This is a genomic window from Bernardetia sp. Wsw4-3y2 (assembly GCF_037126295.1).
Classification (GTDB): Bacteria; Bacteroidota; Bacteroidia; order Cytophagales; family Bernardetiaceae; genus Bernardetia.
The window spans coordinates 1,477,038-1,491,991 of the sequence record NZ_CP147017.1 but is presented as its reverse complement, the minus strand read 5'-3'; the positions used below and the strand labels follow the sequence as shown (position 1 = coordinate 1,491,991).

The following is a 14,954-nucleotide window of genomic DNA, read 5'->3' as shown; positions in this document are numbered from 1 at the left end:
GCTTTAGTAACTCTGTTTTATCTAAAAATTCACAAGAGTTACTTTATTATTACCAAATTAGATAAAATTGATAGATAGATTTTGAAAAAAACATTCTTTATTTTGTTTCAATTTCAAAAATTGTATTTCCATTTTCTCCTAAATAATGTTTTAATAATTTCTCATATACTTTGTAGCCATCATCCACATTAGTAAAAATAATTATTCCTTCTTTTGTCTTAGGCAAAATAAATACTATTGTTTGGCAGCCTTTGTCAGCACCACTATGCGCTAAAGCATATTGATTGTTTGCTAATTCATAAATTCCAAATCCAAGTCCAAAATATTTTCCTTCTTTTGTTTGAATTTGATGTTTAATCATATCATCAAATACTTTTTCGCTCAAACCTTCGCCTTTCATTACACTAGTTAAAAATTTTCCATAGTCTTCAAGTGTAGTCAATAAATTATCAGCAGCATTTGCAGTTGTATTTCTTTCTATTTCGTAAGCAAGTCCCTCTTTGTTATAACCTATTGCAAATCGTAAACTGTCTGTTTTTTCAGTCCAAAAATAATTGGTATCATTCATTTGTAAAGGAGTAAAAATCAATTCGGTTGCTAACTCATTAAGCGATTTTTGAAATTTTGCTTCTAAGGCTTCTCTCAAATATTCAAAACCTTCTCCTGAATATTGATATTTTGTTCCGACTGGAAATTCAAAATGTAGTTTTCCATCTTCATTATTTCCACGCCAATTTGTAAAACCTGTTTGATGACTCAAAATATGTCTTGTCGTAATTAATTTGGAATTTGGGTCTTTTGCCACATCTGGATCAGTCCAATAGTTATAAATAGGCTCATCTAAGTTCCATTTTCCCAAACTGACGAGCTTCAAAGTTACTATTGCTGTAATTGGTTTGGTAAGAGAGGCAACATTAAAAATAGTATTATAAGGTGCTACAACATCTTTTTTGAGTTCTCCAAATACTTTTATTTGTTGTAGTTTTCCATCTTTAATAATTCCCAGTCCTAACGTTGGAACTTTGTTTTCTTTTAACCAATTTTCTATTTCAGTATCGCTACCAAACATAGAAGATTGATAGCTTAAGGAATTTGTGCCTTGATGGTCATAACTCAAACTCTTGTTTAATTTCCAAACTCCATTTTCTAAAAGCCAAACGTGGGTAAATTTTGCTGTACCTACAAAGGTTTCTTTTTGGTTTGATATTGTTTCATGAAATTTATGATTGCCTGTTTGAATTGCTCCATACAACACATTTTTTTTATAAAGTGGATAAATTTCAGTGCTTTCTGTTACTAATTCTCTTCTTGATTTATAGTTTGTAGGTGATTTGCATAAGCCATTTCTCAAATTATATATAAAATCATTTTTGTGTGAAATACTGTCTTTGTCGTGAAAGAATTCAAATTTTTCACTCAATAAACTCTCAAACTGGTCAATATCACATGTGTTAAAGCCTACATTAAAAAGCAGACTGTCCTTTAACATAATCGTTTTGTATAAGTCAGAGCTTTTTTCGACTTGTGCCCATACTGAAAAAGTTGTCAGAAAAAGAAAACTAATAATCAGATATTTTTTCATGTTATGATTGTTAATTGCACAATTTGAAGTTTGTAAATTATAAGAGTATGATTAATACTGTTACAGATTTACTACAAAGACAATGTTTTTTTGAATAGATTGCATCAAAAATGAATTTTTGAATATTTTTCTGAAAAATGAATTGTATGGAATACTAAAATACATGTTTAGGACAAAGAAAACCTAACTCAGTAGCTAAGTTAGGTTTATTTTTAGTTAAATTTTTAAATCTGCTCAACAAACTCCAAAAACACTTCTTTATGTTTTTCCAAATCCATATCAGCAGAAAGCGACACACGAGCAATATAATCTTTGTCAGATTCTTTGGTTGTTCCTTGTGTAGAAGTGGCAGGAATTGTCCAATAACAACCCTTTAATTGTCCATAACTCACACAATATTTACTTTCGTTTGGAATCTGAGTAATCATCATAGTAATTAATTTATCATTCAATTTCCTTTTGTAAAGTTCTTTTTCTTCTGCCGTATTTCCTTTTGTAGGAAGATCTAATGAAAAAACCGAAGGTGTAAACCCTTGCTGCGCCAGTTCTTCAGAAACAAAATTGATTTTTGCTGTTGGTAAAACCTCTTTGATAAAATTGACAAATTTGCGAGTGTTTTTATAAGCATCTTCAATTCTTTGATTCATTGAAGGTAACTGTTCTGCCAAAATTTCCATTTGAAGATTTGTCGCTTCGTTATCACAAAGAATGATGTTTTTTTCTATTTTATCCATCAAATAATCAGCTTTTTGATTGGCTACACAATACCCAGCTGTTACTTTTCCACCACTAGGAAACTTCGAACCACTGACATACGAAATAACTTTTACCGTTGAGAGAATTTCATTTTTGCCTAAAAAATTTACATTCGGACAAAAAGTTTGGTCTAAGATAAAAACAGGTTCGATAGCTCTTTTGCCAGTTGGAGTTTGACGTTTTTTGCTTAAAGCCTTTTCCAAATTTTCAAGATTTGGCACTTCCACTCTTGGATTGGTCGGAATCTCGGCAATGATATAAGGAACTGCATCTAATTCGGCTACTTTTGCTAAAACTCGTTCAGTGCTTTTTACCATATCATTATCGCCATCAACTGGCAAATCCATTATTTCAACATTATCTAAACATGCAGCTACTCTTCTAGCTTGGTCATTTGTGCCACCATAGCAATTTGGAGGAACGATAATTTTGATAGCTTTTCCCTTGTGGTTTTCTGTTGCATCATGAATCAATCCCATCATAATAGCATATTGAATAGAAAGTCCACTAGAACCAACAACGGCTTTCGAATCCGAATGCGTAATTTTTTTGATGGATGCTAAAACCGATTCTTTATTTTTTTGAGTATCAAATGTTTTAGGTTCAAAAGACGTATTTTCTGTAAGGATATGCAAAGCTGTCAAACAATCGGCTGGAGTCATTGCTATTGTTTCTCTTCTACGGACGTGCTGAATTTCTGAAATATAACTTTCATTTTCTTTGCCATTTACAAACAAAATACTTCCTAAATCATCATGAATATTAATATAAAAATCAATTTTTGAATCAAGATTAGCCGTTCCAATTTCATTTTTTTGTGAAATATAAACTGTACTTCCTTCAAAGTTTTCTATTTCTTCTATTTTCTCAACTTGTTTTAATTCAAACTCATAACCGTAAACATTTTTAATAATTTCAGCATCAAAAAAAGCAGGTAACTCTCCACTATAAACGATTTGAGTAGCTTTATTTTGTAATAAATTCTTTCTCAAAATAGCCAAAATAGGAGTTGTTCTTGACGAAAAACTGATTACACTTTCTGATTTTAGGTTATTCAAGTTAGCGATTGCCCACTCTAAAACAGAAGACAACGGATGACCCAAACGAATATAATCGTAAGCCGTTGGTAGTTCACTTAAAGCCGATTTTTCAGCGTTATGCGTTGCAAATAAGATTTCAAACTGCTCTAAAAACTCTGTTTTTGCTCGTTCTTCATTATAAATATCTAGTCGGTGAGTGGTTAGTCTCAACCAATCGCTTGGCATATTTTCTAAGACAATTTTAATATATTCAAGTAGGTTGCCATTTTCAATAATTTCAGGCTTCAAGTCATTCTGAATCATAACTGAGTGTGTTTTTTGGTTCGTATTTTTGTTTGCTATATCAAATAAACGCAAAGATACGATATTGGTTTGTTTTCTCTATTTTGAATCTATTTTCTAAATAATTCTGAACGATTCAAATTTTAAAGAATCAAGATTAACCTCAAATTCACTTGTTTGATAAGATAATTTTTTCTGATAAATTATTCTCCTATCTTCTGTCAATTCTAATACTTCAAATTGTCCTCCTTGAAAGTGAGAAAATCTTGCAATAGCATTTTTTTGAAAATCAATTAGAAAAAGTCCTAAAGCAACATCATTATCATATTCAATGGATTCTGCATCAAAATTCTCATTTACATATTCTTCAAATACGATTATATCATCCGTCAATTTCCAAAATCTCCCAGTAAACCATTTTCCAAACTCCAAAGAGTTATCTAATAGACTAAGTTTGTAGGTAAAATACCAATGGTCTGCTCTGATATTCAATTTTGAAGGATGGAATGCATCAGCAAAAGTTAGTTTTAACGTGTGTGTTTTACTAGAGATTAGAATGTCTTCCATTGGTTAGTATAAGTGATATTATCAAAGATAAATTAGAGATTTATTTTAATTTCAATTGGCTTTTCAAGATTTTGATAATTTTCTATTACTTCATTCATATTTGGAAGTTGTAAAATAATAGGTTCTTTTTCTTTACTGTGGGTTTCTAAAATATTTATGCTATGATTGCCTTTCAATGAGGGTTTCCACCCATCATTTAACCCTTTATTTATCATATCAGCAATGAATTTGGGTTTTATCTGAGTAATTTGTTCAGCTCCCATAAACCCATCTACTAAAATTGAATTTATCTTTATCAATAAACTTGAGACAGGATTGTCTTTTAATTGAATTACAATATTAATTGTAATGTCCATTACTTTACCTAGTCCATAATGACTTGCATATTTTACAAATGTATCATTCAATTCATCTGCTTGTTCTCGCCATTCAGATTTCGTTTTAATTTTAGATACTTTGTACAAATATTCAATACCATTTACGTTTATTTCTCTTGAACCTTTTTTTGAAATTGCCATTTGTTTTTTTGGAATGATAATATTTTTGAAGTTATTTTTAACTATCTCAAATTGAATTAGAAATAGGTTTGTTAATTATGTCAAATGGTGTCCCAAAAGAACCAACATTTTTCAAATATTCTTTATCTTCTTCTGTAAGCTCGTTTGTTCCAAGTCCAATTTCATTATAATTTTCTCCGTCTTGTCGTTTAAAAGCAAATTCAACAGCTTCAATTTTTGGTGTTTTATTCAATCCTAACATTCTCAAATCCATAAATTGTCCTTGTTTGACTTCTCCCTTTGTTATTTCGCCTAAAAGAAAAAATGGTCTATCTATCAACTGAAATGAACGATTAAGTTTAAATTTTGCAACGATTAAGTTGTGCCAACTATATCCACAATGTCTACATTGTCTCGCATATGGTGTTCTTGCAAGTTTGTTACATTTTGGACAATTATTTAGAAATACCTTTTTTGGAGTTTCGCTCATTATTCGTCTTGCAACATTGAGTTCAAATTCTTGATAGCCATCCTTTAAGAAATTAATTATTTTAGGTTCTGTACTAATCCAACCTCTCTGGGTCATAATATGCCTCATTTCTAGATTTTCATTAGTTTTCCAAATATACATATGATGTTTCAATGCCAATTTTTCGTCATCAGTCATTAAATTACTAAAATAATTGATAATATAACTTACCGTTTCTTTGTCCATAAAATGTCTTTTTATTATTTCTACAATACATCAATATACAATATTCACTTAAAAAAAATAAATCAGCCGAAAATCCAACTACTCTCCAACAAACCCCACTTCAAACTCCAAAAAACGACCTTCTAAATCCTTCCTTATTTTTTCCTTTTCTGATTTGTTGAGAAATGAATAATTGATACTATTAAAAACCATTTTTTTGATGTCTTGATACTTTATGGAAGGATAATCTCTTGTTAGTATCAAAAATTGCTGCGTCAAATCTGTTCGGAGTACACCTGCATCGTCTGTCGAAATTACTATTGGTACATTATATGCCTTGTATAAAAGTACAGGATGTTTATTTCCACTCACACCCAAAATAAAATCATTACTAGAAAAACTAATTTCTACTGCGATTTCATTTTGTGCCATATAGGACAACAATTCCTCTGATTTTTTCTCATAAGCAATATCGACACCGTGTCCGATTCGCTTTGCACCTGCAATAAATACAGCGTCATTGATATGATACGTCAAATCTTCTGGTTTTACTAATCCTAGAGTAAGTTCGCCTGCGTGCATGGCAGTTTTTACGTTTGGATAAACCGATTTGAAATACTTGAAAAGCTGCATGTGTAACCAATAATCTCTCATAGATACAGCATTATTTTCTGGTGCAACAATATTTACACCCACTATCAAATCCGACGTACTGGCAGAATGAAAAGCAATTAAGAAAGATTTGAAGGTAGTAGCTGGGTCAAACAAACGTATAAAATAGTTTTGATAACGCATCGTAAATGTATCGTCATCTATTTTATTTTCAGTATGCAGTTTTTGGATAAGCTCGTTATGTGATTTTACTTTTGAGAGAAAAACAGCATTTTCTACTTTTGTGTAGTAGTTGTAAAGTTCGTCTAGTTTTTTTTGTATCGAATTATCTTTGGTTTCTTGTAAAGCTAATAATTGAGTAGCAAACTCATTATCCTTTTCAAACTTATCATAAAAACCTGTGCTTTTAAACATCGTTTCGATATAACTCACATTTTCAGAAATAGCTCTATTTTTTATTTCTCTAAGACCTTCATTATAGGTTGCTTTTGCTGGAATACTGAACCTTTCGAAGGTAGAAAAAAAGTGTTCATCACTTGGATTAGACATGTAATTAAAATAGAGTTTAGACCAAGATTCTATTATTTTGACTTTTATATCCGACCAATATCCATCTTCTTTGAGTGAATTAACCGTTGACCATTCGCTTCTTTCATTTCTAGGTGCTTGGTCATAAGCAATAGCATACGAGTTTCTATTAATCCATAAATTATTCTTTTCAATATATTCCAAATACGTTTCAGCGTAAACCGAACCACTATAATGATGATGCAAATCTGCTCCTTTTGGAAATTTAGCAAAAAATTGTCTCAAACGAGCTTCATCATTTCTAATACTATCCAAATAAGTATCAATTCTGCGTACTGTTTCTTGATTGGTGTTTTGTGCAAAACTAAATTGAGCAATAAAAAATAGTAGAAAGACGATTAGCGAATGTTTCATTTTAGAGTAGTTTGTCATGTCTTTTTTTTATAAAAGCTCTAATATACGTAGTACAACTTGGATTTGGTTCAAGCGTTGAGGCTTGAACCATAAAAAAAAATCTTCGCTTTTGGAATACTTATTTTTTCTTTGTTAGTGAGCTTAATATTTCTCTCATAACAGTTGAATCAGTGGATGTGCAATTTGTTTTAGACAAATGAATATTTACAAACAAGTCTTTTTTAGCCATAAAATATCCATACATATGTTTCTGATTGACTTTTACTCCCTCAAAGTTAGTAATATCATTTTGGCGAAACATAAAATCGTCTGTTGGTTCTCCCCATCTTTCTTCATTCGTCTCGTATTTTTTGAGTTTTGAATAATTGAGAAAATAGAAAAAAGGATAGGCTGGACTTATATCAGGTCCTCCCATAGCTACTCTTGGGGCATCAACTAAGGTAAGTCTTTCTTCTTCATTTAGCTTGTAGTACAAGACGGAACAAATAATCCCATCCTTACTTTCACTATAGTAATAGTAATCTGTACCACGCCATTCTTTTTTAAACTTTTTAAAATTATCAGTTTTTAGAGTTATTGTTGTGTTATCAAGCTTTGGATAACTAAATTGAAATAATTTTAAACTATCAAATGTAAAGGATAAAATTCCTGTTATGATTATCAGAGAAAGAGTGAGTTTTTTTATTTTGTTCATGATTTAGTATTGTTGTTTTAAAAATAATGCTAATATACTTAAATGTGTGCTATTCGTTTAATTTAAAAAAAACTTTAGCTCTATTATTAATAATAAAAATTAAAACCATTCATATTTTGCACAAACCCTATTATTTTCAGACTTTTGTACTACTTTAAACTAGAAATAAAACTGGTTTAAGCGTCTTCGCTTGAATCTCATTTACTTTTCCAATAAAACTATGACCTCTCGTTATGCACAACGTGGTGTTTCTTCACAAAAAGAAGACGTACACGCAGCCATCAAATCTGTTGATAAAGGAATTTTTCCGAAAGCATTTTGTAAGATAATCCCTGACATTTTGGGAGGAGATGAAGACTATTGCAATATCATGCACGCAGATGGTGCAGGTACAAAATCATCTTTGGCATATCTTTACTGGAAAGAAACAGGCGATTTGTCGGTTTGGAAAGGAATTGCACAAGATGCCGTCATTATGAATATTGATGATTTGATTTGTGTGGGAGCAACAGATAATATTTTGCTTTCTTCTACTATTGGACGAAATAAAAATCTAATTACAGGCGAAGTAATAGCTAAAATCATCAACGGAACAGAAGAATTATTAGAAAATCTTAGAGAACAAGGAATTACAATTTTCAGTACAGGAGGAGAAACTGCCGACGTAGGCGACCTTGTTCGTACAATTATCGTCGATAGTACCGTAACAGCACGAATGAAAAGAAGTGATGTAATCAGCACAGATAAAATAAGTGAAGGCGATGTAATTGTAGGCTTAGAATCTTTTGGACAAGCAACTTACGAATCTGAATACAACGGAGGAATGGGAAGCAATGGTTTAACTTCTGCAAGACATGACGTTTTGACTAAAAAATATGCTGAGAAATATCCAGAAAGTTTTGATAATTCTGTTCCTAGTGAGCTTGTTTATAGTGGCTCTAGGAGTTTGACAGATATTTATGAAAAACTTCCAAAGGATACAAAAACAGATATTGGAAAGTTGATTTTATCCCCAACACGTACTTATGCGCCTGTTGTGAAAGAAATTTTGAATAAAATTAGAGAGCATGTACATGGAATGATTCATTGTTCAGGAGGAGCGCAAACCAAAATTTTGCATTTTGTTGATAATTCTCAAAATTTGCATATCATAAAAGATAATTTGTTTGACACACCACCACTTTTTGAGCTTATTCAGGCAGAAAGCAAAACGGATTGGAAAGAAATGTATCAAGTCTTTAATATGGGACATCGTTTGGAGATTTATCTTCCAAAAGAACAGGCACAAACGGTTATCGATATTTCAAAATCGTTTGGAATTGATGCAAAAATAATTGGTAGAGTAGAAAAAAATGGAGATACTACTAATGAGAAAAGTAAAAAATTGACTATTTCTTCAGCGCATGGAGAATTTGTTTATTAAAACCCTTCTTCTCTAAAAACTTCCTCCTTAAAATAAGTAATTATATTCATTTTAAGGAGTTTTTCTTGCTCTTCAATCTTCAAGATAGGCAAGGGTTTGATGAGTTTCCAATGCACCCAGCCGTCTTCATCTGTTCCTTCAAGTTCATAATAGTCAGAATAACTCAATGCCTTACACGTTGCCATGTGCATCAAATCCTGTTTTTCATCTTTGCTAAATGTTCGAATTCCTTGCCCTAATTCTTGTATTCCCATTAAAAACAAAATTCCATTCAAGTCAGGTTTTTTATCAAAATGACTTTGTAATTTTCGGCATAGTCTAAACCATTCGGTTTCTATGTCTTTGTCTTCGTTCCATTTCATAACATCAAAATTTTATTTTGAGCCTTTTTTTAATTTTTTTGTATCACTTGCTATTCTTCGTTTTACTTTTTTGAGGTCTTCTGCTGGTGGCAGTTCTTCTGGTTTTGTGCCTCGTCTAAGAAAAACGCCTCTTACTTCTTCGTTATTTTTTTTATGTTCTTTTGAAATTTTACTTGTTGAGTTCAAGTTATATTCCTTTATGCTATCATTTGTCAGACTGGCAGCAAAGTCTTTACCTTTTATAAGTGAAGTTTGTAAATAATCTGCTAAAGGTCGGTTTGTCGGAATATCTAATTTCTCTTTCATTTGTTTTGTCGAAAGTCCTCCAAAAAGAGCTTTATCGCCGTTACTTCTTATATATCCAAAGTTTGCATTTCTTTGTTTGACTAGAGCAGATAATACTTTTTCGGTATCTGTCAGTTTTTCTCTTGCCGTAACTCTTTCATTTTCTAAAAAACGCTTTTCTATAAGTTCTTGTTTTCTTGTCTGAACAGCAAAATAACTTTGAGCAAATGCAATTTCATCTTTTGAAGGATCGCCATTTTGGGCAACCAAATAACATGCGTAACGAGTGAGAGCATAATCTTTGAGTTCTCGTGTAGTTTTGCTACCTATATCGACCATTTTCGTGACCTCACGAAAATGGTTATGAGCATCTTCAGAGCTATTTTTACAAGATTCTAAGGCTTTTTGTATTGATTTATTAAAATTTTCCCAACGTGCATAACCGAGTATGTTTTGCAATTCTCTAGCAGACCAAAACTCTACCCCTTCTATTTCTTTACGAATTTGTTCGAAGCGAGCAAATAATAATTCTGATTGATGTTTGTTCATGATTTTTTGGATGAAAATGATAAAGACGCTTTAAGATAGTTAATATAATTTGAAATTACCTTTTTTATTTGCATAAATACTCAAAAAAACTGATTCAAGTAACAAAACTCAAATCAGTTCTTTTATAAAATAGCATTTAGTATTAATCAGTACTATATTTTTTTGCCTTTACCATCAACTTTACCGACAATATTTTTATTACCCTTTTCAGCAAACTCAATAGCTTCTTTCTTTGCATTTTCAGAGAATGAACGAACAAAGAAGTATGTTCCTACCACAACAAAAGGAATACTCAAAAGCTGACCCATATTGATTCCATAAGAAGCTACCATATCAATTTCCCACGCTTCTTGTACATTTTTCACAAACTCAATGAAAAAACGTGCGCCAAAAAGTAATATTAAAAACTGCCCAAAAATTCGTCCTCTTGGAGTATAACGTTTAGTTTGTAAGTAAGAAACCATCAGATAAATAAAGAGTAAAATATACGAACCTGCTTCATAAAGCTGTGTAGGATGTTTGGGTAATGTTTCGCCATTTTGAAGGAAAATAAATCCCCAAGGCAAATCAGTAACACCTCCATAAATTTCCGAATTCATTAAGTTGCCTAGACGAATAAAAGCACCAGCAAGTGCAATCGGAATTACAATTCTATCCAAAAGCCATAAATAAGGCTGGTCTGGATGTTTTCTTGAATATAAAAACAGAGCTACCAAAAGTCCGATAGTTCCTCCATGAGAAGCCAATCCACCTTTCCAAATTTTCAAAATTTCTAATGGATTAGACAAATAATAAACAGGGTCATAGAATAAACAATGTCCCAAACGAGAACCCACAACAGTTGCAATAACCATATAAGTAAGGAGCGTTTCTAAGTCTTCTTGTGGCTTACCTTCTATTTTATAGATTTTGGAAAAAATAAAGTAACCAATAATAAAACCTGTGGCAAATAAAAGTCCGTACCAACGAAGATTAATAAATTTCCATTGCCAAATTTCAGGACTTACGTCCCAAGAAATGGCTGAAATTAAGTTAAGAAAGTCGAGCATATTTTTGAATAAATTTTAGTAAATACAGTTTTTTTAGATTTTTGAAGACAAATAATTTATTGTCTATTAATTCTGTAAAGATAACGTAAATCTTTTTTAGGCTACAAGTTATAGTAGTTCTTTATATTTTTTTCAGAACATTTTACTAGAACAAAATCTAATAAATTAATCAAAAAAAAATGTTTTGATTGTATTTTTAATGTATAAAGTTTGATTTTTCAAATAAAGACAACTTTTTGGATAAAAATTTGGTTTAAATATAAAAAATAGCCATGTAATTCTGTAAAAATGATAATAATAAGAATAATCTATCAAAAACAACCACTAAATAAAACCAACTATGAAACAAGATAATAAAATACTAGACCGACTTTTTACCCAACTGCAAACAGCACGTTCGACAGCACGTATAGAAGCCATCCTAACACAAATTTGGAATATTTGGCTCAATACAGGAAATGTAGAAATGAATACCTTAATTCGTTTAGGAACTGAAAGCCTTTCAAAAGGAGATTATACGGATGCAATTAATGTTTTTACACAAGTGGTGGATAGAAATCCAAATTTTGCAGAGGGTTGGAACAAGCGAGCAACAGCCTTTTATTTGAGAGGAAATTATAAAGCAGCTATTGATGATATTCATCAGACCTTAAATATAGAAAATCGTCATTTTGGAGCTTTAGCAGGACTAGCAACCATTTATTCTGAGATTGGAGATGAACATGGTGTACTTGGTACTCTTGAAAAACTCTATCAAATTCATCCTTTTCAGCCCAAACTAAAAGACCAAATTGAAGAACTTCGTTCAAGATTGAACTAAAATAATTAGAAAGTCTTTTAAATCAAAAAATATGTTTACTTATTACTAACTAAGCAGTTATAAATTTTATAACTGCTTTTTTTTGTCGTATTTTTCAGAAAATTTGTTCCAATTAATTATTACAGCAAAAAATGGAAATTCTCATTATTCAAGGAAGTGCAAGAAAAAATGGTAATACAAATAAGATTGTAAATTATATTCAAGAACAGTTAGATTGTGATTTTATTGATTTAAAAAACTATACTATTTCACATTATGATTACGATTCACGTAATAGAAATGATGATTTTTTGCCTTTAATGAGAGAAATAGTAGAATATGATTTGATTATTTTTGCTACTCCTGTATATTGGTATGCTATGTCTGGAATTATGAAAACCTTTTTTGATAGAGTTACAGATTGCTTGAAAATAGAAAAAGAAACGGGTAGAAAATTAAGAGGCAAAACAATGGCAATGGTTTGTTGTGGATCTGAGAAAGATGTTGTTTTGGAAATAAGTGCCGCATTTGAAATGCCATTTAGAGAAAGTGCTTCTTATTTAGGAATGAATTATGTAGGCAGCGTTTATACGTGGATGGATACAGATGATATTTCAGGAGAAGTAATTCAAAATTTAGATAAATTCATAGGCAAAATAACCAAATAGAACAAATAAAGCAGGTTTTATGCTAATTTCAGATACAATATTTGGATTTAACGCACTTGCTTCTTACATTTAGTTTCTCAAATCTAACTTAAAGTTGATTTACTCATTCAGTTACACTCAAGTTTGTGTTATCCTGTTTTTATAAAAGTTTTATATTAATTTTTATAACAAATTCAAATGGATAACATTTTATTTTTATGATAATAGTTCGATAGAGTTATTTAAGAGTTATTCCAATGCTATATTTGAGTTTTGTAAATGAATGTTTTTATAAAAAAATAAACTGTAAAATACCTTATAAAATAGTCAAACTATGCTAAATTTAGTTTTATTCGGCCCTCCTGGTGCAGGAAAAGGAACACAGAGCCAACATCTTGTAGAGCATTATAATTTGATACATATTTCTACTGGAGATTTGCTTCGTGCAGAGCGAAAAGCAGGAACACCACTCGGAAAAAAAGCCGAAGAATATATGACAAAAGGAAATTTAGTTCCTGATGAAGTAGTTATCGGAATGATAGAAAACAAACTTAAAGAAAATACAGGAGCAAAAGGAATTATTTTTGATGGTTTTCCTCGTACAACAAAACAAGCAGAAGCATTAGATAATCTTCTTAAAGCTCACCAAGTGGGTATTAACGCTGTTCTTTCTCTACACGTAGATGAAGAAGAACTTGTAAAACGTCTTTTAGAAAGAGGCAAAACTTCTGGTAGAGTAGATGACCAAAAAGAAGAACTTATCCGAAACCGTGTACAGGTATATCGTAACGAAACTGAAGTAGTAGCAGACTATTATAAAAAACAAGACAAACTCCATGTTATCGAAGGAGTAGGAGAAATTAGCGAAATAACAGCTGCCATTCGTGGTGCTGTTGAGCAAGTAAAAGCTAGTTAATGAGAATTGTGAATTATAAATGGTAAATTCATTTAGCAAAACTCTCTTCTTACAAAATAAAAACTGTTTCAAACCTTCAAATTTGAAACAGTTTTTTGTTTTCTCATTTCAGTATCTAACTGATGTTACATAGTCAAAAAAAAATATGCTGTTTTCTACCCTTCTCTACTTGTTTACCACGATTAAAATCGTGGGTTTCGTTTATGCAAGTAATTTGCAGAAAATCTATTTTTGTGTAATATTAATATCTGATGTTACGCAGTTTGTTTTTTTTAACCCTGCTCTGTGGCACACAGAGCAGACTTTTGCGTAACATCAGTTAATATAACTCCCATTTTTCAAATCTCTATTTTGCTGAAACTTCATTTTTATATTCTTTAAAAGCACGATAAATTCCTGATGCAATATAAGTTTGTCCGTTATCAGTTTTCAAATAACCCTCTTCTTTTGTGTTGGTCAAAAAACCAATCTCTATCAGTGCTGCTGGCATAGCTGTTTTCCACAATACTAAAAAGCCACTTTGTTTTACACCTCTATTCTCTCTGTTTACACGCTCTTCGAATTGTTTTTGTACTTTGTTCGCAAAATCAATACTCTTAGTCTGATTAGCACTCTGAAAATTTGACATTTTGATATATGAAATAATGCTATACGGGTCAAATTGATATTTTTCTTTGTGATTTTCTTCTTTCAAAATAACAGCATTTTCACGCATAGCTACATCAAGATTTCCATCTGTTTTGTGCATTCCGATAGTATAAGTTTCTGCACCCAAAACTTCTTTGTTTTTAGCTGCATTACAATGGATAGAAATAAATAAATCAGCTTTGTTGCGATTTGCAATGGCAGTTCTTTCATCTAACTCTACAAAAACATCTGTACTTCTTGTATAAACCACCTTTACATCTTTGAGGTTTTGTTTGATATAATTTCCTACTTTCAAAGCAACAGCAAGAGCAACATCTTTTTCTTTTGTTTTACTACCCGAACAACCAGGGTCTTTTCCTCCATGTCCAGCATCAATGACAACTGTAAAGTTAGTAGCATCTTTATTAGTAAAACTAAAAAGAGTTAAGCCAAAAAGGGCTACAAAAAACATATAAGGAAGAGATTTTAAATATTGATTCATAACAGATTGATATTTTTACTAGGTAATTTTTAGTATTCTAATTTTTTAATAGAAACTATATGTTCTATACTCAAAATTAACAAAAAACTTTCCAATTTGAATACAGCATGGTTTTATAGTTTTGATAAT

The 14,954-nt window shown here is 31.0% G+C and carries 15 protein-coding genes; 4 read left to right on the top strand and 11 right to left on the bottom strand.

The window, feature by feature from the left end; all coding sequences use genetic code 11:
- Positions 1–97: 97 nt before the first annotated feature.
- From V9L05_RS05925 to V9L05_RS05895, 7 genes are all read right to left on the bottom strand, one after another.
- Positions 98–1,582 carry a serine hydrolase gene (locus V9L05_RS05925; RefSeq protein ID WP_338814762.1) on the bottom strand — a complete coding sequence of 495 codons (1,485 nt, stop codon included), beginning with the start codon at positions 1,580–1,582 and terminating at the stop codon, positions 98–100.
- A gap of 224 nt (positions 1,583–1,806) precedes the next feature.
- Positions 1,807–3,681, bottom strand: coding sequence for a cystathionine beta-synthase (locus tag V9L05_RS05920; protein WP_338814761.1), 1,875 nt, complete (start codon positions 3,679–3,681; stop codon positions 1,807–1,809).
- 96 nt (positions 3,682–3,777) lie between these two features.
- Entirely contained in the window at positions 3,778–4,227 is a 450-nt protein-coding gene (locus V9L05_RS05915; RefSeq protein ID WP_338814760.1) for a hypothetical protein, read from the bottom strand.
- Positions 4,228–4,259: 32 nt separating this feature from the next.
- Positions 4,260–4,745, bottom strand: coding sequence for a hypothetical protein (locus V9L05_RS05910; RefSeq protein ID WP_338814759.1), 486 nt, complete (start codon positions 4,743–4,745; stop codon positions 4,260–4,262).
- A 46-nt stretch (positions 4,746–4,791) separates the two neighbouring features.
- A complete protein-coding gene (locus tag V9L05_RS05905) occupies positions 4,792–5,439 on the bottom strand; it encodes a hypothetical protein (protein WP_338814758.1) in 648 nt (215 codons plus the stop codon).
- Positions 5,440–5,517: 78 nt separating this feature from the next.
- Positions 5,518–6,972 (bottom strand): adenosine deaminase, encoded by a 1,455-nt coding sequence (locus tag V9L05_RS05900; protein ID WP_338814757.1) that lies wholly within the window; start codon positions 6,970–6,972, stop codon positions 5,518–5,520.
- A gap of 118 nt (positions 6,973–7,090) precedes the next feature.
- Positions 7,091–7,666, bottom strand: coding sequence for a hypothetical protein (locus tag V9L05_RS05895; RefSeq protein WP_338814756.1), 576 nt, complete (start codon positions 7,664–7,666; stop codon positions 7,091–7,093).
- 220 nt (positions 7,667–7,886) lie between these two features.
- Between V9L05_RS05895 and V9L05_RS05890 the strand changes: the two genes are divergently transcribed.
- A complete protein-coding gene (locus V9L05_RS05890; protein WP_338814755.1) occupies positions 7,887–9,089 on the top strand; it encodes an AIR synthase-related protein in 1,203 nt (400 codons plus the stop codon).
- Here V9L05_RS05890 and V9L05_RS05885 read toward each other — a convergent pair.
- The 3 genes from V9L05_RS05885 to lgt form a co-directional block, all read right to left on the bottom strand.
- Positions 9,086–9,451 (bottom strand): hypothetical protein, encoded by a 366-nt coding sequence (locus V9L05_RS05885; protein WP_338794179.1) that lies wholly within the window; start codon positions 9,449–9,451, stop codon positions 9,086–9,088. The two genes, V9L05_RS05890 and V9L05_RS05885, sit on opposite strands and share 4 nt — an antisense overlap.
- Positions 9,452–9,463: 12 nt before the next feature.
- A complete protein-coding gene (gene dinD / locus V9L05_RS05880; RefSeq protein WP_338814754.1) occupies positions 9,464–10,285 on the bottom strand; it encodes a DNA damage-inducible protein D in 822 nt (273 codons plus the stop codon).
- 152 nt (positions 10,286–10,437) lie between these two features.
- Positions 10,438–11,334, bottom strand: a complete 897-nt coding sequence (gene lgt / locus V9L05_RS05875) for a prolipoprotein diacylglyceryl transferase (RefSeq protein WP_338814753.1) — start codon at positions 11,332–11,334, stop codon at positions 10,438–10,440.
- A gap of 340 nt (positions 11,335–11,674) precedes the next feature.
- On the opposite strand from lgt, the gene V9L05_RS05870 reads away from it, so the two are divergent.
- The 3 genes from V9L05_RS05870 (at position 11,675) to V9L05_RS05860 (ending at position 13,696) form a co-directional block, all read left to right on the top strand.
- Complete coding sequence (locus V9L05_RS05870; RefSeq protein ID WP_338789835.1) at positions 11,675–12,154, top strand: tetratricopeptide repeat protein; 480 nt, start codon at positions 11,675–11,677, stop codon at positions 12,152–12,154.
- 131 nt (positions 12,155–12,285) lie between these two features.
- Positions 12,286–12,801: an NAD(P)H-dependent oxidoreductase gene (locus tag V9L05_RS05865; protein WP_338814752.1), complete on the top strand. Its 516-nt coding sequence runs from the start codon at positions 12,286–12,288 to the stop codon at positions 12,799–12,801.
- A gap of 313 nt (positions 12,802–13,114) precedes the next feature.
- On the top strand, positions 13,115–13,696 hold the full coding sequence (locus V9L05_RS05860; protein ID WP_338789837.1) for an adenylate kinase: 582 nt from the start codon (positions 13,115–13,117) through the stop codon (positions 13,694–13,696).
- Between the two features lie 346 nt (positions 13,697–14,042).
- On the opposite strand, the gene V9L05_RS05855 is transcribed toward V9L05_RS05860, so the two are convergent.
- Complete coding sequence (locus tag V9L05_RS05855) at positions 14,043–14,825, bottom strand: N-acetylmuramoyl-L-alanine amidase (protein WP_338814751.1); 783 nt, start codon at positions 14,823–14,825, stop codon at positions 14,043–14,045.
- Between the last annotated feature and the right edge of the window lie 129 nt (positions 14,826–14,954).